This is a genomic window from Streptacidiphilus cavernicola, from assembly GCF_042510955.1.
Lineage (GTDB): Bacteria > Actinomycetota > Actinomycetes > Streptomycetales > Streptomycetaceae > Streptacidiphilus > Streptacidiphilus cavernicola.
On the sequence record NZ_JBHFAB010000002.1, the window covers coordinates 215,615 to 236,676 of the forward strand.

Genomic DNA, 21,062 nt, shown 5'->3' on the forward strand with positions numbered 1-21,062 from the left:
CCGGATATGAGCAGCGCGAGCACCACTGTCACCACCCGTCCCAGCACCGCCGAGCCCGGACCGACCCTGATCGGCGATCCCCGGGTCGCCCGGATCCCGGTCCGGGACAACGGCGAGCGGCTGGTCGCCCTGGACTGGATGTCCGGTCCGGCCGCCGGTGCCGCGCGGCTGGTCAGGGCGGGACTCGCCGACCGGCTCGCGGCGGCGCAGCAGGCGCTGCCGGACGGGATCGGGCTGCATCTGTCCGAGGGCTTCCGGCAGGCGTCGGCGCAGGAGGCCGTCATCCGCTCCTACCGCGCGCTGCTCCGCCGCGACCGGCCTGCTCTCCCGGCGGCCGAGCTGGAGCGGCTGACCAGCAGGTACGTCGCTCCGCTCGCGGTCGCCCCGCATGTCGCGGGCGCCGCGGTGGACCTGACCCTGGCCGACGCGGACGGCCGGCCTCTCCCGCTGGGCTGCGCGCTGGACGCGACGCCGGAGGAGAGCGACGGCGCGTGCTACTTCGCCGCCCCCGGCATCAGCGCGGAGGCACGGCGGAACCGCGAGCTGCTGCGGCGGGCGCTGGGCGGGGCGGGGCTGGTCAACTATCCGACCGAGTGGTGGCACTGGAGCTTCGGCGACCGCTACTGGGCCTACCGGGTCGGAGCCGGCCAGGCCTGCTACGGACCGGTCCGCACCGGAGCCGACGCGTGACCGCACCGACCGCCCGCACCGTCAGCCCGGTCCCCGGCCCCGCTGCCCCTGTTCCCGGCCCCGCCGGTCCGCGGTTGCGGATCGACCTCGGGGCCGTGGCCGCCAACACCCGGCTGCTGGCGGACCGTGCCGTCGCGCTGATGGCCGTGGTCAAGGCGGACGGCTTCGGACACGGCGCCGCCGACGTCGCCCGTACCGTCCTCGCCGAGGGGGCGACCGCGCTGGGGGTGACCACGCTGCACGAGGGGCTGGAGCTGCGCGCCGCGGGCATCGCCGCCCCGGTCCTCAGCTGGCTCAACCCGGTGGACGCCGACTTCACCGCCGCTCTGCGGGCCCGGCTGCAGTTGGCCGTGCCGAGCCGGGAGCACCTGGACGCCGTGATCGCCGCCGCCGCGCGGACCGGCCGCCGGGCGCAGTTGCACCTGCACATCGACACCGGGATGGCCAGGGACGGCGCCGCCCCGGCCCGCTGGCAGGAGCTGTGCCGGTCGGCGGCGCGGGCCGAGCGGCGCGGGCTGGTGGAGGTGGTCGGCGTGATGAGCCACCTCGGCTGCGCCGACACCCCCGGCGACCCGTGCACCGACGCGGCGCTGACTGCATTCCGGGCCGCGGTCGGCACTGCCCGCGCCGCCGGGCTGCGGCCCCGGCTGCGCCACCTGGCCGCCACCTCGGCGACGCTGACCGACCCGCGCACGCACTTCGACCTCAGCCGGGTCGGCGCGGGCCTGGTCGGGATCGACCCGTCCGGCACGGTCCGGCTGCGGCCCGCGCTCACCCTGACCGCACCGGTGGTGTCGGTCCGCGAGGTCCCCGCCGGCGTCCACGTCGGCTACGGCCATGCCTGCACCACCACCCGGCGGACCCACCTGGTGCTGCTGCCGCTCGGCTACGGCGATGGGCTGCCGCGGGCCGCGAACGGGCGGGCGGAGGTGCTGTTGCAGGGGCGGCGCTGCCCGGTGGTCGGCCGGATATCGATGGACCAGATCGTCGTCAGCACCGGCGACCGCCCGGCGGCGCCGGGCGACACGGCCGTGGTCTTCGGGCCCGGCGACCGGGGCGAGCCGACCGCGGCCGACTGGGCCCGCTGGGCCGGAACGATCGAGCACGAGCTGCTGACCGGCCTCGGCCGCCGCCTCCACCGCACGGTCTCGCCCTGACGTGCAGAGCCCCTGAAGCACACCCACCCACCCACCCGAAGGACGGTCCCTCCCGCCATGATCGACACCCAACTCTCCCCGCTCCCCCGGCGTATCCGGGTCGCCGTCATCGGCGGCGGCCAGAACAGCGAGCACGAGGTCTCACTCGCCTCGGCCGCCTCGGTCCGCGCGGCGCTCGACCCCGCCGTGTTCGAGGTGCAGTCCCTGACCGTCGACCGGGACGGCTACTGGCTCCGCGCCGACGGCCAGCCGCTGGCGGCGACCCGGGCCCGCAGCTTCGCCGCGGCCGTCGGGCTGATCGCCGACTGCGACGTGGCCTTCCCCGCCGTGCACGGTCCGCGCGGCGAGGACGGCTCGCTGGCCGCGCTGTTCGAGCTGGCCGGGGTGCCCTACGTCGGCGCCGGGGTGCGCGGCGGGGCGCTGGCGATGGACAAGTGGGCCACCAAGCTGGTCGCGGCCGAGCTCGGCATCCGCACCGCGGCCGGTCGGCTGGTCGATGCCGGGACCGCGGCCGGGCTGCGCCCGGACCGGTTCCCGGTGGTGGTCAAGCCGGTCGCGGCCGGTTCCAGCCACGGCGTCGGCCTGGTCCACCGGATCGAGGAGCTGGACGGCGCGCTGGCGGACGCCCTCGCCCACGACCACCGGGTCCTGGTCGAGGAGTTCGTGACCGGTCGTGAGGTGGACCTGGCCGTCCTGGAGCGGGCCGACGGCAGCCTGCTGGTCGGGCCCGCGCTGGAGATCGTGGTGGCCGGGGCGGCGGAGCGGACCGCGCTGTTCGACACCGCGCAGAAGTACGACGGCAGCGCCGTGTTCCGGATACCGGCCCCGCTCGCGGACGCCGAGGAGAAGGCCCTGCGGGAGGCGGCGCTCGCCCTCTTCACCGCGCTGGGCTGCCGCTCCGTCGCCCGCTTCGACTTCTTCCTCACACCGGAAGGACCGGTGCTGAACGAGGTCAACACGATGCCGGGGATGACCGCCCAGTCACAGGTGCCGAAGATGTTCGAGCAGGCGGGGCTGCCCTACCCGGCCCTGCTCGACCAGCTGCTGCGTTCCGCGCTCAGCGACAGGACTCAAGATCATCGGTGACCGCGCAGCTCAGCACCATGGTTCGATGGTGGGAGCAGCCGCACACCCCGTTCACAGGAGATTCCCCCCTTTGCCAGCCCCGACCGCAGCCCGTCCAGCGCTGACCCGGCTGCTGACCCGTGCGCCCGACCTGCTGCTCGGCCTCGCCGTCGCCGGGTACGGGCTCAGCGAGGCGAACCGGTTCGTCGTCGCGGCCAGCACCCCCGTCCACCAGGTCCAGCTGGCGGTACTGCTCACCGCCGTCGCGGTCACGCTGTTCCGGACGCTGCCCGGCACCGCGCTCGCCCTGGTCTGGGTGACCGCCCTGTTCCAGCTGGTAGACGGCCCGCCCGCGCTGATGGTGCAGCTCTCCTTCGGTGTGGTCGCCTACGGCGCCGCGCGCCACGGGGACCGGACGGTGCTGTGGCTGAGCGGGCTCTCGCTGCCCTGCGGCGCGGTGATGGCGGTGATGGTGATCACCCGTCGCGGGATCGATCTGACCAGCCCGCTGGCCGACCTGGTCCGGACCCTGGGCGCGCTCCGGCTGGCGTCGCTGACGCTGGTCGGCGCGGCGCTGCTGGCCGTGGTCACCGTGCCGTGGCTGGTCGGCCTGCTGCAACGGGTCAGGGCCGCGGCGGAGCGCGACCAGGCCGAGGCGGAGGCCCGTCGGCTGCGGGCCGAGACCGAGCGCACCCAGGCCGAGGAGATCGCGGAGCTGAGGGACGGCCAGGCCCGGCTGGCCCGGGACGTGCACGACGTGGTCGGGCACTCGCTCGCGGTGATCCTGGTGCAGGCCGAGTCGGCCCAGTTCCTGCCGCGGGACGACACCGACGCGATGCACCGGACCATGGAGAACATCGCGGCCTCGGCCCGCCAGTCGCTCCGCGACGTGCGCGAGGTGCTCGCCAGCACCACGGACGACGGGCAGCGCACCGGCGCGCTGCCGCCCGGCAGCATGGACAGCCTGCTCGACGGCGTCGGGACGGCCGGCAGTCCGCTCCGGTCGACCGTCCAGGGCCGACCGCAGCCGCTCCCGCCGGAGCTGGAGGCGGTGGCCTTCCGAGTGCTGCAGGAGATGCTGACCAACGCGCTCAAGCACGGCCGCCGCGGCGAACCGGTGCTGGTGGAGCGGCACTGGGCGGACGCGCTGCGGCTGGAGGTCCGCAACACCGTCTCGGACGGGCTCCCGGAGCAGGACGGGCCCCGCGGGGCCGCGGGCGTGGAACGGAGCGGGTCGGGGATCGACGGCATGCGGCGGCGGCTCGACGCCGTCGGCGGCAGGCTGGACGTGCGCTGCCGCGAGGAGGCCGACAGCGGCACGGTGTTCACCGCCACCGCGTGGATGCCGCTGCGAGCGGGGGGAACGGCATGACCGAGGGACCGATCAGGGTGCTGCTGGTGGACGACCAGGAGCTGTTCCGGGCCGGGGTCGCGGTGATCGTCGACGCCCAGCCGGAGATGTGCGTGGTCGGGCAGGCCGGTGACGGGCACCAGGCGGTCCGGCTGGTGGACGAGCTGGCCCCGGACGTGGTGCTGATGGATGTGCGGATGCCGGAGCTGGACGGGGTGGGGGCGACCCGGCAGATCTTCGCCCCGGCCCGGGTGTCCGCACGGCCGCGCCCGGTCCGGGTGGTGGTGCTGACCACCTTCAACCTCGACGACCGGGCCGCCACCGCGATCCGCTGCGGCGCCAGCGGGTTCTTGCTCAAGGACACCACCCCGGCCATGCTCATCGACGCCATCCGCACCGTCCACGCCGGGAACGCGGTGCTGGCGCCGCAGGACCTGGGGGTGCTGCTGGAGGGCCGGTTCCGGCCGCGGACGCCGGTGCCGCCCGGCTACGAGTCGCTGACCGACAAGGAGCGGGAGATCCTCCGGGCGGTGGCCCGCGGTCTGAGCAACGCCGAGATCGCCCAGCAGGTGTTCGCGGGCGAGTCCACGGTGAAGACCCATGTCGGCGGCATCCTGCGCAAGCTCGACCTGCGGGACCGGGTGCAGATCGTGGTCTTCGCCCATGAGCACGGCCTGGTCGACTGACGGCGGTCACGCGGAAATAGTCGAACAGAGGTGCAACGGTTCACCGGCCGATCGGCATCCTTCAAGGAGACCGGGGCACGCGACCGTGCAACGCAACGAACGCATTCGGCAGGGGCAGGGGCAACGCAGTGGGACTGATCAGGAACGGCGTCATCGCACTCGGGCTGGCGGGCATGGTGCTCGCCGGGGTGAGCGGCTGCAAGAGCGGCGGGAGCAGCGGCTCGGCCGCCGGGAGCCCGTCCGGGACGGCCGCGAGCAGCGGGGCCGGGGCGAGCACCAGCGCCAGCAGCAGCCCGTCCCCGACCCGTCCGTCGGGGCCGCCGCTGCAGTTGGACTCGATCACGCCCGCGACCGGCAGCACCGTCGGGGTGGCGATGCCGATATCCATCGTCTTCACCAACCCGGTCGCCACCTCCGCCCGCGCCGCGGTGGAGCAGCACCTGAAGGTGAGCGCCTCGGCCCCGGTGCTGGGCGCCTGGCACTGGTTCAGCAGCCGCCGGGTCGACTGGCGGCCGCAGAAGTTCTGGTCGCCGAACACCAAGGTGACCGTGGACGCCGCGCTGACCGACGTCGGCGACGGCAACGGCCGCTACGGGACCCACGACTACACCCACAGCTTCACCGTCGGCTCGGACCTGGAGACCAAGATCGACGTGCCGAGCCACAGCATGAAGGTCTACAGCGACGGGGTGCTGAAGCACTCCTACCCGATCGACGCGGGCAACCCGAAGTTCCCCACCTGGGACGGCACCATGGCGGTGCTCGACAAGGCCGCCTCGGTCCACATGACCTCGTGCAGCGTCCACATCACCTGCGACCGGGCCAACCCGAACTTCTACGACCTCACCCTGCCCTGGGACGTGCACCTGACCTTCTCCGGCACCTACGTGCACTACTCCACCGGCGACCCGGTCCCCGGGCACGGCTACGGCTCGCACGGCTGCGTGCACCTCTCGCTGGCCAACGCCAAGGCGTACTACGGCATGGTCAAGCAGGGCGACCCGGTGACCATCACCGGCTCCCCGCGTGGCAACGCGGCGGGCGACAACGGCTACGCGGCCTTCAACCTCAGCTGGACCCAGTGGCTGGCCGCCAGCGCCACCGGCGCGCAGACCACCACCGCCCAGGCCTGACACACCGTCACAGCGGTTCAGGCCTGGGCCGACCGCTCCCCCAGTACCGAGAGCATCCGCAGCTTGTCGTGGCTCTCGGTGCCGGGGGTGGCGGTGTAGACGAGCAGGACCTGGGCCTGGTCGTGGTCGAACAGGACCTGGCAGTGCAGCTCCAGGACGCCCAGTTCGGGGTGCTGGATGCGCTTGGGCTCCTCGGGGCGGCGCAGGCTGACCTCGTGGGCGTGCCACAGCGCGGCGAACTCCTCGCTGCGCTCCAGCAGCGCGTCGAGGACTTCGTTGACCCGCGGGTCGTCCCCCAACCGCGAGTAGACGGCCCGCAGTTCGGAGGTGATGATCCGGCTGTGCCGCGCGTGGTCGGCCTCGGGGTGGATCCTGCGGGCCCTCGGATCGGTGAACCAGCGGTAGGCGAGGCAGCGGTCCAGGCCGGTGAACACGGTCTCGTCGCCGAGCAGCGCGACCGCCGGGCGGGTCTGCACCAGGGTCTCCCCCAGCAGGCTGACCACCTGGGCCGGGGTGTCGTCCAGGCGGTCCAGGATCCGCATGATGCCGGGGTTGACGTGGTCGGTGCGCAGGCTGCGGGTGGGGGTGCTGTGACCGGCCGTCCGGAACAGGTGGTCCCGCTCGTCCAGCGACAGGTGCAGCCCGCGGGCGATGGCGGCGAGCATCGGCTCCGAGGGCTGCGGGCCGCGCTGCTGCTCGATCCGGCTGTAGTAGTCGGGGGACATCCCGCACAGGGCCGCGACCTCCTCGCGCCGCAGGCCCGCGGTGCGGCGGCGGGAGCCGCGCGGCAGGCCGACGTCCTCGGGTTGCAGCGCCTCCCGGCGGGTCCGCAGGAAGTCCGCCAGCTGGGCCCGGTCCATGGCTCGGTCCACGGTCAGGCGATCTCGGCCAGGCGGGGGACCACCCGGGCGCCGACCGCCTCGATGAAGCCGACCGGGTCCGGGGTCATCGGCATCACCTGCACGGTGTCGATGCCCACCCGGGCGTACTGCTCCATCAGGCCGAGGAACCCGTCCGGATCGCCGAACGGGTCGCCGCCGCCGAGGATGGTCTTCCGGATGGCGGCCGGGTCGCGGCCCTCGCGCTCGCAGTGCTCGGTGAGCACCCGGAGCTTGTGGGCGACCTCCTCCGGCGAGGTGGCGAACAGGTTGCAGGCGTCACCGTACTTGGCCACCAGCCGCAGCGTCTTCTTCTCACCGCTGCCGCCGATCACGATCGGCGGGTACGGCTGCTGGAGCGGGCGCGGCGAGCAGATGGTCTCGGCGAGCCGGTAGTGCCGCCCGGTGTAGGGGCCCTCGTCGTCGCTCCACATCTGCCGCACGATCTGCAGGGTCTCCTCCAGCCGTTCGAACCGCTCGGACACCGGCGGGTACGGCACGCCGTAGGCCAGGTGCTCGCGCTCGTACCAGGCCGCGCCGATGCCGAGCAGGGCCCGGCCGCCGGACAGCACGTCCAGGGTGGTCACGATCTTCGCCAGCAGCGCGGGGTGACGGTAGGTCACCCCGGTGACCAGCAGCCCGAGCCGCAGCCGGCGGGTGCGCCCGGCCAGGAAGCCCAGCGAGGTGTAGCCCTCCAGCATCGGGTCGTGCGCGGTGGCGAAGCTCTCCATCTGCAGCCAGTGGTCCATCAGCGTGAACGAGGCGCAGCCCGCCTGTTCGGCGGTCTCGGCGGCGGCGGCCAGGGTGGCGCCCAGCGCGGGGGCGCCGCCGGGCAGGGTGTGGTTGGCGAAGTGGATGCCCAGGTGCACGGCGGCTCCTCGTTCCTCTGCGGGGGCAGGCGGCGGGGTGTTCGGACGGGGTGTCAGGCGGGTTTCAGACGTGGGGTGTCAGGTGGGACGGCGGCGTTGGTCGGGTCCAGTCTGGGGCAGTGGGCCCGCTGTCCGGGTGTCCCGGGCCGGGTCAGCGCGTCGGTGTCGGTGTCGGGTAGTGAACGCTCACCAACTCCTCGGAGACCTCCCACAGCCTGCGGGCGGCGGCCTCGTCGCGTCCGGGCCGGTAGACCTCCTGCTCGGCCGGCGCCCCGCCCAGGTGCAGCGGGCCCTTCGGCCCGTAGAACCTGCCGCCGAGCGCGGCCGGGTCCACCGCCGCGTACAGGGCCGGCAGCACGCCGCCCTCGACCTGGTTGACCAGGATCCCGGTGCGGGCGAGCCGGCGGACCACCTTCACCCCCGCGGTGTCCCGTTGACGGCCCATCCCCGGCTGGGCGGCCAGCAGGTTGGTCGGCGCGACCCCGGGATGGGCGACGTTGCTGCTGATCCCCCAGCCCGCCGCCCGGCTGCGGCGGTCGAGCTCCAGGCCGAACAGCAGCACCGCGATCTTGGACTGGCTGTAGGCAGCCGAGCCGCGGTACCTGGCCCGCCAGGCCAGATCGTCCCAGTGGATGCCGCCGCTGCGGGCGGCGATGCTGGTCTGCGAGGTCACCCGGGCCGAACCGGCCCGCAGCAGCGGCAGCAGCCGCGCGGTCAGCGCGAAGTGGCCCAGGTGGTTGGTGCCGAACTGCAGCTCGAAGCCGTCCTCGGTCTCCCGGCGGTCCGGCGGGGTCATCACCCCGGCGTTGTTGACCAGCAGGTGGATCGGCCGCCCCTCGGCGGCCAGGGTCGCGGCGAGGGCCTCGACCGACTCCAGCGAGGAGAGGTCCAGGTCGCGGAGGGAGACCCGGGCCTCCGGGGCGGCGGCCCTGATCCGCTCGACCGCGGCGGCGCCCTTGGCGCGGTCGCGCACCGGCAGCACCACCTCGGCCCCGGCCGCGGCGAGCCGCCCGGCCAGGCCCAGGCCGATGCCGTCGCTGCCGCCGGTGACCACGGCGAGGCGGCCGGAGAGGTCGGGGACGGTGATGTCGGGCAGGGTGCGGGGCATGGCGCTGTCCTCCTGGGTCGACGCGGGCTGAATTCCGGCCCGCTACTCCACCACTGTGACCCGAAACGAATCCCGGATGAAGGCCCGGCCGATCCAGGGACCGGCGATCCCCCCATCCCCCCGCCTCTCCATCCCCCCATAAATAAAGCGTTCCCATTTAGAGCGGACATGACAATTAATTCCGGCCGAATTACCGTCCGGATACCCCGCCTCGGCCGCGGTTCCGGAACCTCTCAGGTATGCCCGACAACCCCACCGGGCGCCGTCCCGCACGTTATTATCTGACGGACCGCCGGGGCTGGACCCCGCAGCCACACAGGAAGGCTGACGGAATGACGGGTTCGGTCGAGCGGATAACCGTCGCGTTCGAGGGCGACGGCGCCGGTGAGGGCGAATTGTCCTGGGGCCAGAGCGAGAACTGGTCCACGATCACCGCCATCGGGAACTGGTTCCCGCTGGGCGGGGTCAAGCCGCTCCCGCCGGAGACCACGGTCGAGGACATCACCGCCGAGCTGGCCTACCTGATGGGCCGCTACCCGCCGCTGCGCACCCGGCTGCGGTTCGCCGAGGACGGCCGCCCGCTCCAGGTGGTGAGCGGTTCCGGCGAGATCGCGCTGGAGCTCCTCGACGCCGAGGACGACGACGACCCGGACAAGGCCGCCGACGCGCTCAGCGAGCGCTACCGCGGCGCCGACCTGGACTTCAGCACCGACTGGCCGGTCCGGATGGGCCTGGTCCGGCACCGCGGCAGACTGACCCACCTGGTGGTGCTGATGAGCCATCTCGCGGTCGACGGCGCCGGCGCCCTGATCATGATGGGCGAGGTCGCCGCCAGGACCGCCGCCCCCGCCCCCGAGCTGCAGCCGCTGGCCCAGGCCCGCTGGCAGCAGTCCCCGGCCGGGCAGCGGCAGAACGCCGCCGCGCTGCGGCACCACGAGTCCATCCTGCGCGGGGTCGATCCGCGCCGCTACCGCCCTCAGCCGACGCCTGATCAGCCCCGGTACTGGCAGGGCGAGTTCGACTCCCCGGCGATGCTGCCCGCGGTGCTGGCCATCGCCGAGCGCACCGGGCTCGGCTCGTCCACGGTGCTGCTCGCGCTGTTCGCCAGGTCGCTCAGCGCGGTCACCGGGATCCAGCCGGTGGTGCTGCGGCCGATCGTCGGCAACCGGTTCCGGCCGGGCCTGGCCGAGGTGGTCTGCACCCTGGCCCAGGCCGGGCTCTGCGTGCTGGACGTGGCCGGGGAGGACTTCGACGCGGTGGTCGGGAAGGCGCAGAAGTCGCTGGTGAGCGCCTACAAGCACGGCTACTTCGACCCGGCCGCGATGGAGCGGCTGCGGCTGCGGGTGGCCGCCGACCGCGGCGCCGCGGTCGACACCGCCTGCTTCTTCAACGACCGCCGCGGCGCCGCCCAGCAACTGGCGGTCCGGCCGGAGCCGACCGCCGGAGCCGCCGACGGAACGCCCCGGCCCGGCAGCTTCCGGTGGGTGCTGGGCCAGGACAGCCCGTCGCTGGAGTCGCTGTTCCTCCAGGTCGACGACGCCCCGGGGACGGTGCACCTCACCTTTGTGATGGACACCCACTGCCTGTCGCTGGCCGACGGCGAGGCCCTGGTGCGCGGAATGGAGACGGCCGCCCTGGCGGAGGCGGCCGACCCGGTCGTGGCGGGGGCGGTCAGCGACCGCTGAGGGCGAGCCGGGAGAACCACTCGATGGTCATGGTCAGGCCCTTGTCGAAGCCGACCACCGGCTGCCATCCCAGCTCCGCCCTGGCCAGGCCGATGTCGGGCCGGCGCAGGCTGGGGTCGTCGCCGGGCCGCTCGACGAAGACGATCGGCGAGGCCGAGCCGCACAGCTCGCGGACGTGCCGGGCCAGGTCGAGGACGCTCAGCTCGACCGGGTTGCCGAGGTTGACCGGCCCGCGGTGGCCGCTGGCGGCGGCGGCCAGGATGCCGCTGACGGTGTCGTCCACGTAGCAGATGGACCTGGTCTGCGCGCCGTCCCCGGCGACCGTGATCGGCTCCCCGGCCAGGGCCTGGGTGATGAAGGTGGGCACCGCCCGGCCGTCCTTGGGGCGCATCCGCGGGCCGTAGGTGTTGAACAGCCGCACGATCACCGTGTCCACCCCCCGGGCGTCGCGGTAGGCGGTGGTCAGCGCCTCGGCGTAGCGCTTGGCCTCGTCGTACTGGCTGCGCGGGCCGACCGGGTTGACGTTGCCCCAGTAGGACTCGACCTGGGGGTGCACCAGCGGGTCCCCGTACACCTCCGAGGTGGAGGCGAGCAGGAAGCGGGCGCCCTTGCGCTCGGCCAGCTCCAGGGCGTTCAGGGTGCCGTGGGCGCCGGCCCGGAGCGTCTCGATCGGGTGCCTGGCGTAGTCGTGCGGCGAGGCGGGCGAGGCGAGGTGCAGCACCAGGTCGACCGGCCCCGGCACGTCGAACGCCTCGGAGACGTCCCTGCGGTCCAGGGTGAACCCGGCGTCGTCGGGCCGGGCGCCGAGGTTGTCGAGCGATCCGGTCAGCAGGTTGTCGACGCAGACCACCTCGGCGCCCTCGTCGCGCAGCCGGTCGCACAGGTGCGATCCGACGAACCCGGCGCCGCCGGTGACCACCGCGCGGCGCACGCTCCAGCCCTCGTCCATGTCCGTCCCCTTCGTGGTCGTGCCTCGGCTCACAGTCAGGACTCCCGCAGCGAGCGGCCGGTCCTGGTGAGGAACACGTCGTCGAGTGTCGGGCGGTGCAGTTCGATGGTGGCCAGCTCGATCCCGGCGTCCGCCAGCGCCCGCATGATCTGCGGCATCGCGGTCTCGCCGAGGTCCACCGACAGCCGCAGCGCGCCGTCGTCGCGCAGCTCGGTGGAGGTCACGCAGTCCTGTTCGGCCAGCACAGCGGCGGCTTTCTCGGCGGCGTCGGCGACCCCGACCGTGACCACCTCTCCGGCGATCTCCCGCTTGAGCGCGTCCGGGGTGCCCTCGGCCACGATCCCGCCGCCATCGATGATGGCGATCCGGTCGCAGAGCGCGTCCGCCTCGTCCAGGTAGTGCGTGGTCAGGAAGACGGTCATGCCCTCGGCCCGGAGCCGGCGGATCTCGTCCCACATGTGCGCCCGGCTCTGCGGGTCCAGCCCGGAGGTGGGCTCGTCCAGGAAGAGCACCTTGGGCTGGTGCACCACGCCGAGCGCGATGTCCACCCGGCGGCGCTGACCGCCGCTGTAGGTGCGGCAGTTGCGGTCGGCGTACTCGGTCAGGTCGAAGGCCTCCAGGGCGGCGGCGGCCCGGGTCAGCGCCTCGGCCTTGCCGATCCGGTGCATCCTGGCCTGCATCACCAGTTCCTCACGGGCCGTCACGTCGTCCCAGGTGCCGCCGCCCTGGGCGATGTAGCCGATGCTGCGGCGGACCGCGGCCTGCTCGGTGCGCAGGTTGTGCCCGGCGATGACGGCCTCGCCGCCGTCCGGCGGCAGCAGGGTGGCCAGCATCCGCAGGGTGGTGGTCTTGCCCGCGCCGTTGGGGCCGAGGAAGCCGAAGATCTCGCCCTCGGCCACGGTCAGGTCCAGGCCCGCCACCGCGTCCACGGTGGCGGTCTTCCGGCGGCGCCCGGTCTGGAAGGACTTCCGCAGTCCGCTGGTCTCGATCATCAGAACGTCCTTGTCGGGTGAGGGAGGGGGTCAGCGGACGGAGCGGGCGAACAGCCGGGACGACCAGGCCAGCGCCAGCAGCGCCACGCCGGCCAGGATCACGATGCTCTGCCAGACCGAGGAGTCGTCCGGGTGCCCGGCGAACAGCGCCCGCATCCCGACCACGGCCCAGCTGAAGGGGTTCCAGTCGGACACCCGGCGCAGCCACAGCGGCGCCAGCGCCAGCGGCAGCAGCGTGCCGGACAGCAGCATCAGCGGCTGCGCCACGTTGTTGACCACCTGGCCCAGCACATTGGGGTTGCTGATCTTGAGCGCGATCCCGTACGAGAGGGAGGAGCTGGCCAGGGTGATCAGCGCCAGCAGCACATAGCCGAGCAGCAGGTCCTGGATCCGGACGAACAGGCCGAGCGGCATCGCCAGCAGGATGATGATGGCCGCCTGGATCACCAGCGTGACCACGTCCCGCAGCGAGCGTCCGAGCAGCAGCGCGACCCTGCTGATCGGGGTGACCCGGGCCCGCTCGATCACCCCGGAGGCGAGTTCGGCGAGCAGCCCGAAGCCGACGTAGAGGCCGCCGCCGAGGGCCAGCGCGACCAGCATGCCGGGGACGTAGATCCGGTAGGCGTCGGTCATCGAGCCGGCCCCCATGGAGGCCAGCGCGGGTTTCAGCAGCGGCGCGAACAGGGCCAGGTAGACGACCGGTTGGGCCACGCCCAGCACGATCGAGAGCGGTGACCTGATCATCAGCAGCATGTGCCGCTGGAACACCAGCCAGGTGTCGCGGAGCGTGTTCACGTGTGGGGGTTTCCCATTCTCTCTAGGTGCAGGGCGGCGGCCGGTGCGCCGCCCGCCGCGGCGAAGGACGCGGCCACCCGCTGTGCCGCGGCGCGGTAGGAGGGGTCGTCGAGCACGGCGAGCAGGTCCTCGCGCAGTGGTTTGGGCCGCACACTGGCGAACCGGACCCGGCGGCCCGCCCCGGCCGCCACCACCTGGGCGGCGTTGATCGGCTGGTCCCCCTTGATCGGCGCGACCAGCAGCGGCACGCCGTGGGCCAGTGCCTCGCAGACCGTGTTCAGGCCGCCGTGGCTGACCACCGCGTCCAGTCGGGGCATCAGTTCCAGTACCGGCGCCCGGGTGCGGACCAGGACGTGCTCGGGCGGGTCGGGGACGGTGCCGTCCGGCGCCACCACGATCGCCTGGACGCTGTCGCCGAGCGGGCGCAGCGCCTCGACCACCCGGGCGTGGAACTCCGCGGCCAGGTCGAGCGACAGGGTGCCCACGGTGACCAGCACGTGCCGCCGGGCCGGGTCCAGCCAGTCCCAGGGGAAGGCGGTGTCCGGGGGGCGCGGGGCCAGTGCCGGGCCGACCAGGACGGCGTTGTCGGGCCAGTCCAGCGGGCCGGTCAGGGCGTGTCCGGTGAAGGCGATCAGCAGGTGCGGCGAGAAGCGCAGGTCGTGCGGTGGTTCGCCGGGCATGCCGGCGGCGGTCCAGATCGCGGCCATCCGCTGCTGGATCCAGGCCTCGACCCTGGGCACGGCGCTCCGGTAGGGCCGGGTCAGCTCCATGGTGGTCGGGGCCATGCTTGCCCAGGGCAGTCCGGCCCGGTGTGCGGCGACCGCTCCGGCGACCGCGTGCTGGTCCACCACCAGGACGTCGGGGCGGAAGTCGGCGACCGCGCGCTCGATGCCGGGCAGGGTGGTCCTGGCGTGCGGGACGATGTAGCCGTCCCAGCGCGACTTGGCCGCGGCCATGCCCCGGTCGGCCTGGCCGCGGTGGGCCCGCAGCGGGATCGGGGCGATCGCGGCGTCGGGGCCGAGCACCGGTCTCAGGAAGCTCTCCGAGCCGGCCCACAGCACCTGGTGCCCGCGCCGGCCCAGGTCCCCGGCCACCGCCGCCATCGGGTTGACGTGCCCGGTCAACGGCAGCGAGACGAAGAGGTAGCGCCCCATCAGTCACCGACCGCGGGCGACGGCGCCGCGCCGCGCCGGGCGGCGACGTAGGCGGCCACGTCGGCGACGGTCAGCTCGATGATCTGGTCGATGTCGAGCCCGGCGACGTGCTCGACCAGGTCGACCCGGTCGCCGTAGTGCTGACGCAGCGCCAGGCTCCAGGCGGCCAGCTCGTGGCTCTCCACCAGCAGTTCGCCGTCGATCCGGGTGCCGGGTCCGATGGCGTCCAGCCAGGCGGCGTCCTCGTCGACGACGTCCCGCAGCAGTTCGCAGATCCGGTGGCGCAGCGCGGCCTCACCGGCCTCACCGGCGTCCGGGGCGTCCGGGGCGGTACCGGCGTCCGGGCCGCTCATGACCCGGGCCTGGTGGCGCGCAGCGCGCCGTAGGTGATGACCCCGGTGTCGAAGCCCTTCTTCATCAGCGGCCCGGCGTGGAAGAAGCCGAGCACGTCCACGCCGCGTTCGCGGGCCAGGTCGCGCATCACCGAGGGGCCGCGCTCGTACTGCTGGATCTGTGCGAAGCCGGGGTCCCAGGAGTTGGCGACCTCCTTGCTCCAGTCGACCGCGGCGACGCCGGTGAAGCCGGCCGCGCCGGCCTGCCGGACGTGCTCCTCCAGCGAGGAGAAGTCGGGCATCACCTGGTGCTGCAGCACCTGGCGGACCAACTCCTGCTCGTCGGCGTCGAGTTCGCCGTCCCGTACGGACCAGGTGGCGACCGCGAGGGTGCCTCCTGGGCGCAGCATCCGCAGTGCCTCGGCGAAGAAGGCGGGCCGGTCCGGGAGGTGCATCAGGCTCTCCACCGCCCAGACCACGTCGAAGGCCTGGTCCGGGTAGCCGGTGCTGAGGGCGTCCAACTGGTGGAACCTGGCCCGGTCGGCGACTCCTGCGGCCTGCGCCTTCTCATTGGCGCGGGCGGCCTGCAGGGCGCTCAGGGTGACCCCTTCGACGGTGCAGCCCAGGGGGCCGGCCAGGTGCAGCGCGGGGCCGCCGATGCCGCAGCCCACGTCGAGGACCTTCGACCCGGCGGGGACCTCGGCGAAGTCCACCAGTTCGCGGACCAGCCGGTCGGTGGCGGCGTGCCGGTCCGCGCCGTTGAGCCCGGGGGCCTCGCCCGGGTCCCAGAACCCGTGGTGGACGTGCTCGCCCCACAGGTCCTCGTACAGGTCGAGGGTGATGTCGTAGTAACGCTCCACGGCCGTGTTCAAGCCGGAGCCGATCCCTGGTTCCACAGCTGGCCAATCCTCGAAAAGAATGAAACTTCCAAGCCGAGAAGCACGCGAAAAATCGGCTGCATTGGAGCAGCCGTACCGTGAAAGGGAACCGCCGAAGCTGCGGCGGTGAGGGTTACTGACAAGTAGTTCGGGAATGGCAACTCATAGCCGGATCACGGCAGTTGGCCAACCGGCCGTCACACTAGCCGGAGAGCGTTCTCACGTCAATGCATGAAAAAAAGGACCTTCGACGGCGCATTGATCGCCGCTCGGTTCCGGAAAAGGCGGCTGCAGCGGCGGGGGCTTGACAGCAGACAATTCAGAGTTGACAGTTCGGCGTGGGAATTCAGTCAGCTCTATTGATCATGCACCGGGAAGAGGTTCTGGTTCATCATGGAGGCTGCTGCCACGACTCCGCCGGAGGACACCGGCCCACCGCCGCTGGACCCCTCCTGGGTGGACGAAATCCTGTTGCGGGGCATCGGCCCCGAACCGTGCCTGTACTTCGACGAACCGGTCAGCAGGGACACGTTACGCCGCCTGGTGACGGAGCGTCAGGCCGAGCTCTCGGCGGCGGGGCTGCGCCGGGGCGGCTCGGTCGCGCTGTGCCTGGCCCCCTCGCTCGCCCTGGTCGCCAACCTGCTGGCGGCCTGGCGGATCGGCGCCCAGGCCGCGCTGCTGGACCACCGGCTCACCCGGTACGAGACCGACCGGGCGCTGGCCCGGCTGGAGCCGCAGGTGGTGGTGTCCGCCGGGCCGCTCCCCGAGGGGCCTGCCCGCGGGTTCTACGAGCTGCGGGAACACGTCACCGCCCGGCCCGGCCGACCGGCCGCGACCAGCCACGCGGTGGTCCAGCTCAGCTCGGGCTCGACCGGCCCGTCCAAGGTGATCGGACGCACCGCGGCCGACCTGGTCGCCGAACTCGGCCGCTACGCGCGGATCGACGGGGTGCCCCGGGCCGGCGAGCGGATCGTCTCGATGGCCTCGATGGTGCACGTGCTCGGCCTGGTCGGCGGCCTGCTGCACGCACTGCACGCCGGGGTGCTGCTGGCGGTGCCGCGGCGGCCCACCGCCGAGGGCATCCTCGCCACCGTGGCCGCAGGACCCGAGCCGACCACCCTGCTCGGGGTGCCGTTCCACATCGAGCTGCTCACCTGGGTCGCCGAACCGCCGCGGCTGCCCCAGCTCACCGGCATGACCACCGGCGGCGAGCTGGTCCGGGCCCAGGTGCACGACGCCTTCGTGGACCACTACGGCATCCGGCTCGGCAGCATGTACGGGATGACCGAGGTCGGCGTCATCGCCACCGACCTGTTCGGCAAGGACCGCCCCGAGCTGACCCCGGCCCCCGGCCTGACCCTGCGCGAGGCCGACGGCGAACTGCTGATCGCCCGTGAGCAGTCGCCCTACCTCGGCGCCGACGACCCGGCCCGCTGGTCCGACGGCTGGCTGCACACCAGGGACGGCGGCACCGTCGACCCGGACACCGGCCTGGTCCGGGTGCTGGGCCGGCGCGACTCCCAGGTGTCGATCGGCGGCCTCAAGGTCGACCTCACCGAGGTCGAGCACACCCTGGCCGCGCTGCCCGAGGTGGACGCGGCCGTGGTGGTCTTCGGCACCTCGATCGAGGCCTACGTGGTGCTGCGCGACCCGGGCGGCGCGGCCCGGGTCGAGGCCGGACTGACCGAGCGCCTCGCCGCCTACAAGCGGCCCCGCCTGCTGCACGTGGTCGACCGGCTGCCGCGCACCGCCACCGGAAAGCTGGTCCGGGACCGGGCCGTGCTCCGGGACGCGGGCCAGGGGCCGCACCACCCGTCCGTCCAAGAACCGGCCCATCGGAAAGGGAGCCCCCGCGATGTCCACTGAGATGTCCACCGAGGAAATCCGCGCGTTCGTGCTCGCGTCGCTCAGCGAGATGAACTACAGCGTCGTCGGCGTCGACGACGACACCCCGCTCGGCCCGGCCGGGGCCGACCTGGAGTCGCTCTCGCTGGCCGAACTGGGGGTCAGGGTCGAGGAGCGCTTCGGCGTCAGATTCGACGACGACGAGGCGGAGCAGTTGGGCACGATGACCGTCGGCGAGTTCGGTGCGGCGGTGGCCGCCCGGATCCTGTCCACGCCCGCCGCGGGCCACTGAGCGTGTCGGACGTCCGACGCGACGACGTCATCGCGATGCTGGCCGCCTTCGGCGACCGCAGCCCCGAGCAGGTCCCCGAGGGCATCGACTCCATGGAACTGGCGTGGCTGGTACACCAGTTGGAGCAGCGCTACGGCAACGGCTTCGACGACGACACGCTGGCCAGGATGACCACCGTGTCCGGTGTGCTGCGGGTGCTCGGCGAGCAGCCGGAACCGAGGTGAGGCCGACCGTCCGCCGCGGGCCCGACGACGTCGTGGTCACCGGCGCGGCCGTACTCAGCGCCTTCGGGCCCGGTATCGACCCATTGCTGTCCGCGGCGCTGGACGGGGCCCCGGCGTTCGGCCCGGTCACCCGGTTCGACGTCAGCGGCCGACGGGTCGGGCAGGCTGCCACGCTGCCCGGATCGCCGGTGCTGGCCGACGAGCTGGTCCGGATGATCGACCGGGCCTGCGACCGGGCCGGGCTGTCCGCGGCCCGGCGCGGCGACTGCCCGCTGCACCTCGCCGTGCACGGCGACCCGGATCTGCCGAGGGCCGCCGCCGAGGACCGCGCCGCCCACGGCGCGGACGCCTTCGGCCGGGCGGTGGCCCGGCGCGGCGGGCTCTCCGCGGCGGTCCGGGTCTACACCTCGGCCTGTGTGGCGTCCAGCACCGCGCTGGCCGACGCCGCCGCGACGGTCGCCCGGGGGCAGGCCGACCGGATCGTGGTCGCGGCCGGCTACCTGGTCGAGGCCGACCAGTTCGCCGTCTTCGACGCCGGACGGGCGCTGGCCAAGGACGGCCGGGTGCGCCCGTTCAGCACCGGGCGCGGCGGGCTGCTGCTGGGCGACGGCGTGGTGGCGGTGCTGGTCGAGTCCGCCGCGGCGGCCCGGCTGCGCCGGGCCGAGCCGCTGGCCCGGCTGTCCGGCTGGGGCCGGGCCGGCGACGCCTACCACGTGGTCAAGCCCCGGCCGGACGGCGCCGGGCTCGCCCGCGCGATCACCGACGCGCTGCACCGCGCCGGGCTGCGGCCGGAGCAGGTCGGCTACGTCAACGCGCACGGCTCCGGCGCACCGCTCAGCGACACCGCCGAGTCGGCCGCGCTGCACCGGGCGCTCGGCGGGGCTGCGGCGGGCGTGCCGGTCAGCTCGACCAAGTCGGTGCACGGCCAGGCGCTGGAGGCGGGGGCACTGCTGGAAGTGGTGGTCACCATGGCCGCGCTGCGGGCCGGGAAGCTCCCGGTCAACGCGGGCTACCTGGGCCCTGACCCGACCTGTCCGCTGAATCTGGTCCTCGATCAGGCCGCGGGCAGCAGCGCCGACCACGGGCTGAGCCTGACCACGGCCTTCGGCGGGGCGAACACCGCGATCCTGGTCGGCGCCCCGTGAACGCGGCCACCGGCGTCCCGGCCACCGCCGCACGGGCCGCGGCGGCCGGGCTGCGGGTGCTCGCCGTGGCGGCCTGGCCGGAGTCCGCGGCGGACCGGCAGCCGCCGCAGATCGCCGGATTCGTGCTGTCCTCGTTCAGCCCGCTCGCCGCCGAGGCGGCCCGCCGCTGCCTCTCCCGGGGGCCGGCCCCGGAGCCGGACCCCGGGGAACCCCCGGTCACCGCCGTGGTCATGGTCAGCCCGCTGGGCGACCTGACCGGGGCGGTGCACGTGGCCGAGGCGGTGGACGGCGGCGGACGGGTCGGCCCGCTGCTGTTCTTCCAGGCCGTGCCCAACGCGGTGGCCGGCCACATCGCCGCGCTGTGGCGGCTGACCGGACCGGTGGTCAGCGTCGGCGACACCGACGGCGGACTGGCCGTGGCGGAACTGCTGCTCGCGGACGGCGACGCCGACCAGGCGCTGCTGATCCGGGTCGACCAGGCCGCCGTCCCCGGCGGGCGCGACCGCGCCGACGCCGTCCTGCTGCGCTCCGGCGACGCGGCCGACAACGAGGGGGAGCAGTGGTGACCCAGAACCGACGCGCGGACGTCGTGGTCAGCGGAATGGGCCTGGTGACCCCGGTGGGCTGGACCGCCGCCGAGGTGACCGCGGCGATGTGCGGGGGCAGGTCCGGGCTGGTCCGGCCGCCCGCCGACGGGCCGCTGGCCGGATCGCTGGACGTGGCCGGGTTCGCGCCGCCGATCGACCCGGAGTCGGTGCTGCCCGGCCCGGAGACCCGGGTGGTGGACCGGTACATCGTGATGGCGCTGCGGGCCGCGGCCGACGCGCTGGCCGACGCCGGGATCGAGGTCGGCCGGGACGTCGACCCCTACCGGATCGGCGTGATCCTGTCCGGGACCGGCGGCCTGGCCACCCTGGAGGCACAGGTGGTGGTCAGGACCCAGCGCGGCCGACTGGGCGTCAGCCCCTACCTGCTGCCCGGGATGCTGCCCAACATGGGCGCGGCCCGGGTCGCCATCCGGTACGGCATCCGCGGCTACAGCTCCTCCATCGGCACCGCCTGCGCGGCCGGGGCCCAGTCGGTCGGGGAGGGCCTGCGGCTGCTGCGCGCCGACGAGGCCGATGTGGTGGTCTGCGGCTGCAGCGAGGCCCCGCTGTTCCCGACGCTGGCCGACACCTTCGGCAACGCCCGTGCGCTGGCCCGGGGTTGGGCCGACGACCCGACCGCGGCCAGCCGTCCGTTCGACCGCCGCAGGAACGGCCTGGTGCTGGGCGAGGGCGCCGGGGTGCTGGTGCTGGAGCGCGCCGAGCACGCGGACGCGCGCGGCGCGGCCGGGTACGCCGACGTGCGCGGCTGGGGCGCCACCAACGACGCGCACCACCCGACCACCCCGCACCCGGACGGCGCGGGCGCCGCCGCCTGCATGCGCCGGGCCCTGGCCGACGCCGGGATCGGCCCGGACGACGTCGGCTACGTCAACGCACACGGGACCAGCACCAAGCTCGGCGACCTGGCCGAGTCGGTGGCGATCCGCGCCGCCTTCGGCGACCGGCCGCCCCCGGTCAGCGCCACCAAGGCGGTCACCGGCCACATGCTCGGCGCGTCCGGGGTGGTCGAGTCGGCGGTCTCGGTGCTGGCGCTGCGGCGCGGGCTGCTGCCGCCGACCCACAACCTGGACGACCCGGACCCGGCCTGCGCGTTGGACCACATCAGCAAGGAGCCGCGGCCCGCCCCCGGCATCAGCCACGTCATGTCGAACTCGTTCGGGTTCGGCGGCCACAACATCAGCCTCGTCTACGGCCAGCCGAGTACCCGGCTGTCCCGGACGGTCTGA

Annotated in this window: 22 protein-coding genes; 13 read left to right on the forward strand and 9 right to left on the reverse strand. The window is 73.9% G+C overall.

Annotated features, from left to right (window positions below):
* Positions 1-6 precede the first annotated feature (6 nt).
* The 6 genes from ACEZDE_RS03130 (at position 7) to ACEZDE_RS03155 (ending at position 6,082) form a co-directional block, all read left to right on the forward strand.
* Positions 7-690, forward strand: a complete 684-nt coding sequence (locus ACEZDE_RS03130; protein WP_380531697.1) for a M15 family metallopeptidase — start codon at positions 7-9, stop codon at positions 688-690.
* Positions 687-1,847 carry an alanine racemase gene (gene alr / locus ACEZDE_RS03135; RefSeq protein ID WP_380531699.1) on the forward strand — a complete coding sequence of 387 codons (1,161 nt, stop codon included), beginning with the start codon at positions 687-689 and terminating at the stop codon, positions 1,845-1,847. Before ACEZDE_RS03130 ends, alr begins: the two co-directional genes overlap by 4 nt.
* A 57-nt stretch (positions 1,848-1,904) precedes the next feature.
* Positions 1,905-2,933 (forward strand): D-alanine--D-alanine ligase family protein, encoded by a 1,029-nt coding sequence (locus ACEZDE_RS03140; RefSeq protein WP_380531702.1) that lies wholly within the window; start codon positions 1,905-1,907, stop codon positions 2,931-2,933.
* Between the two features lie 70 nt (positions 2,934-3,003).
* Entirely contained in the window at positions 3,004-4,284 is a 1,281-nt protein-coding gene (locus ACEZDE_RS03145) for a sensor histidine kinase (protein WP_380531705.1), read from the forward strand.
* On the forward strand, positions 4,281-4,949 hold the full coding sequence (locus ACEZDE_RS03150; protein WP_380531708.1) for a response regulator: 669 nt from the start codon (positions 4,281-4,283) through the stop codon (positions 4,947-4,949). The genes ACEZDE_RS03145 and ACEZDE_RS03150 overlap by 4 nt, the downstream gene beginning before the upstream one ends.
* 128 nt (positions 4,950-5,077) lie before the next feature.
* Positions 5,078-6,082 (forward strand): L,D-transpeptidase, encoded by a 1,005-nt coding sequence (locus ACEZDE_RS03155; protein WP_380531711.1) that lies wholly within the window; start codon positions 5,078-5,080, stop codon positions 6,080-6,082.
* Positions 6,083-6,099: 17 nt separating this feature from the next.
* Here the strand turns inward: ACEZDE_RS03155 and ACEZDE_RS03160 are convergent, their stop codons facing one another.
* The 3 genes from ACEZDE_RS03160 to ACEZDE_RS03170 all read right to left on the reverse strand — a co-directional run bounded on the left by ACEZDE_RS03160 (position 6,100) and on the right by ACEZDE_RS03170 (position 8,937).
* A complete protein-coding gene (locus tag ACEZDE_RS03160) occupies positions 6,100-6,942 on the reverse strand; it encodes a helix-turn-helix transcriptional regulator (protein ID WP_380532338.1) in 843 nt (280 codons plus the stop codon).
* Positions 6,943-6,956: 14 nt separating this feature from the next.
* Positions 6,957-7,829 carry an LLM class F420-dependent oxidoreductase gene (locus ACEZDE_RS03165; protein ID WP_380531714.1) on the reverse strand — a complete coding sequence of 291 codons (873 nt, stop codon included), beginning with the start codon at positions 7,827-7,829 and terminating at the stop codon, positions 6,957-6,959.
* Between the two features lie 151 nt (positions 7,830-7,980).
* Positions 7,981-8,937 carry an SDR family oxidoreductase gene (locus ACEZDE_RS03170; protein WP_380531717.1) on the reverse strand — a complete coding sequence of 319 codons (957 nt, stop codon included), beginning with the start codon at positions 8,935-8,937 and terminating at the stop codon, positions 7,981-7,983.
* A gap of 332 nt (positions 8,938-9,269) precedes the next feature.
* On the opposite strand from ACEZDE_RS03170, the gene ACEZDE_RS03175 reads away from it, so the two are divergent.
* Positions 9,270-10,622: a condensation domain-containing protein gene (locus tag ACEZDE_RS03175; protein WP_380531720.1), complete on the forward strand. Its 1,353-nt coding sequence runs from the start codon at positions 9,270-9,272 to the stop codon at positions 10,620-10,622.
* On the opposite strand, the gene ACEZDE_RS03180 is transcribed toward ACEZDE_RS03175, so the two are convergent.
* The 6 genes from ACEZDE_RS03180 to ACEZDE_RS03205 are packed head-to-tail and all read right to left on the reverse strand — an operon-like array spanning position 10,609 to position 15,716.
* The gene (locus tag ACEZDE_RS03180) at positions 10,609-11,571 is read right to left on the reverse strand and encodes an NAD-dependent epimerase/dehydratase family protein (protein ID WP_380532340.1); all 963 of its coding nucleotides are present in this window, start codon (positions 11,569-11,571) and stop codon (positions 10,609-10,611) included. The genes ACEZDE_RS03175 and ACEZDE_RS03180 overlap by 14 nt on opposite strands.
* 35 nt (positions 11,572-11,606) lie before the next feature.
* Complete coding sequence (locus ACEZDE_RS03185; RefSeq protein WP_380531723.1) at positions 11,607-12,563, reverse strand: ATP-binding cassette domain-containing protein; 957 nt, start codon at positions 12,561-12,563, stop codon at positions 11,607-11,609.
* A gap of 30 nt (positions 12,564-12,593) precedes the next feature.
* Complete coding sequence (locus tag ACEZDE_RS03190) at positions 12,594-13,358, reverse strand: ABC transporter permease (protein ID WP_380531726.1); 765 nt, start codon at positions 13,356-13,358, stop codon at positions 12,594-12,596.
* Positions 13,355-14,512 carry a glycosyltransferase gene (locus tag ACEZDE_RS03195; RefSeq protein WP_380531730.1) on the reverse strand — a complete coding sequence of 386 codons (1,158 nt, stop codon included), beginning with the start codon at positions 14,510-14,512 and terminating at the stop codon, positions 13,355-13,357. Before ACEZDE_RS03195 ends, ACEZDE_RS03190 begins: the two co-directional genes overlap by 4 nt.
* Entirely contained in the window at positions 14,512-14,865 is a 354-nt protein-coding gene (locus ACEZDE_RS03200) for a hypothetical protein (protein ID WP_380531733.1), read from the reverse strand. The genes ACEZDE_RS03195 and ACEZDE_RS03200 overlap by 1 nt, the downstream gene beginning before the upstream one ends.
* Positions 14,862-15,716 (reverse strand): methyltransferase domain-containing protein, encoded by an 855-nt coding sequence (locus ACEZDE_RS03205; RefSeq protein ID WP_380531736.1) that lies wholly within the window; start codon positions 15,714-15,716, stop codon positions 14,862-14,864. The genes ACEZDE_RS03200 and ACEZDE_RS03205 overlap by 4 nt, the downstream gene beginning before the upstream one ends.
* A 399-nt stretch (positions 15,717-16,115) precedes the next feature.
* Between ACEZDE_RS03205 and ACEZDE_RS03210 the strand changes: the two genes are divergently transcribed.
* Genes ACEZDE_RS03210 through ACEZDE_RS03235 form a run of 6 tightly spaced genes read left to right on the forward strand, consistent with a single transcriptional unit; the run spans position 16,116 to position 21,062 of the window.
* Positions 16,116-17,588: a class I adenylate-forming enzyme family protein gene (locus ACEZDE_RS03210; RefSeq protein WP_380531739.1), complete on the forward strand. Its 1,473-nt coding sequence runs from the start codon at positions 16,116-16,118 to the stop codon at positions 17,586-17,588.
* Entirely contained in the window at positions 17,578-17,859 is a 282-nt protein-coding gene (locus ACEZDE_RS03215) for an acyl carrier protein (RefSeq protein ID WP_380531742.1), read from the forward strand. Before ACEZDE_RS03210 ends, ACEZDE_RS03215 begins: the two co-directional genes overlap by 11 nt.
* A gap of 2 nt (positions 17,860-17,861) precedes the next feature.
* The gene (locus ACEZDE_RS03220; protein WP_380531745.1) at positions 17,862-18,083 is read left to right on the forward strand and encodes an acyl carrier protein; all 222 of its coding nucleotides are present in this window, start codon (positions 17,862-17,864) and stop codon (positions 18,081-18,083) included.
* Positions 18,080-19,228 (forward strand): beta-ketoacyl synthase N-terminal-like domain-containing protein, encoded by a 1,149-nt coding sequence (locus ACEZDE_RS03225; RefSeq protein ID WP_380531748.1) that lies wholly within the window; start codon positions 18,080-18,082, stop codon positions 19,226-19,228. Before ACEZDE_RS03220 ends, ACEZDE_RS03225 begins: the two co-directional genes overlap by 4 nt.
* Complete coding sequence (locus tag ACEZDE_RS03230; RefSeq protein ID WP_380531750.1) at positions 19,225-19,794, forward strand: hypothetical protein; 570 nt, start codon at positions 19,225-19,227, stop codon at positions 19,792-19,794. The genes ACEZDE_RS03225 and ACEZDE_RS03230 overlap by 4 nt, the downstream gene beginning before the upstream one ends.
* On the forward strand, positions 19,791-21,062 hold the full coding sequence (locus ACEZDE_RS03235) for a beta-ketoacyl-[acyl-carrier-protein] synthase family protein (protein WP_380531752.1): 1,272 nt from the start codon (positions 19,791-19,793) through the stop codon (positions 21,060-21,062). The genes ACEZDE_RS03230 and ACEZDE_RS03235 overlap by 4 nt, the downstream gene beginning before the upstream one ends.

Bases quoted from the DNA above. Each gene is read 5' to 3' on its own strand.
- ACEZDE_RS03130 (WP_380531697.1), top strand. From the start codon at position 7: ATGAGCAGCGCGAGCACCACTGTCACCACCCGTCCCAGCACCGCCGAG.
- ACEZDE_RS03140 (WP_380531702.1), top strand. From the start codon at position 1,905: ATGATCGACACCCAACTCTCCCCGCTCCCCCGGCGTATCCGGGTCGCC.
- ACEZDE_RS03150 (WP_380531708.1), top strand. From the start codon at position 4,281: ATGACCGAGGGACCGATCAGGGTGCTGCTGGTGGACGACCAGGAGCTG.
- ACEZDE_RS03160 (WP_380532338.1), bottom strand. From the start codon at position 6,942: ATGGACCGGGCCCAGCTGGCGGACTTCCTGCGGACCCGCCGGGAGGCG.
- ACEZDE_RS03170 (WP_380531717.1), bottom strand. From the start codon at position 8,937: ATGCCCCGCACCCTGCCCGACATCACCGTCCCCGACCTCTCCGGCCGC.
- ACEZDE_RS03175 (WP_380531720.1), top strand. From the start codon at position 9,270: ATGACGGGTTCGGTCGAGCGGATAACCGTCGCGTTCGAGGGCGACGGC.
- ACEZDE_RS03180 (WP_380532340.1), bottom strand. From the start codon at position 11,571: ATGGACGAGGGCTGGAGCGTGCGCCGCGCGGTGGTCACCGGCGGCGCC.
- ACEZDE_RS03185 (WP_380531723.1), bottom strand. From the start codon at position 12,563: ATGATCGAGACCAGCGGACTGCGGAAGTCCTTCCAGACCGGGCGCCGC.
- ACEZDE_RS03195 (WP_380531730.1), bottom strand. From the start codon at position 14,512: ATGGGGCGCTACCTCTTCGTCTCGCTGCCGTTGACCGGGCACGTCAAC.
- ACEZDE_RS03200 (WP_380531733.1), bottom strand. From the start codon at position 14,865: ATGAGCGGCCCGGACGCCGGTACCGCCCCGGACGCCCCGGACGCCGGT.
- ACEZDE_RS03210 (WP_380531739.1), top strand. From the start codon at position 16,116: ATGGAGGCTGCTGCCACGACTCCGCCGGAGGACACCGGCCCACCGCCG.
- ACEZDE_RS03215 (WP_380531742.1), top strand. From the start codon at position 17,578: ATGTCCACTGAGATGTCCACCGAGGAAATCCGCGCGTTCGTGCTCGCG.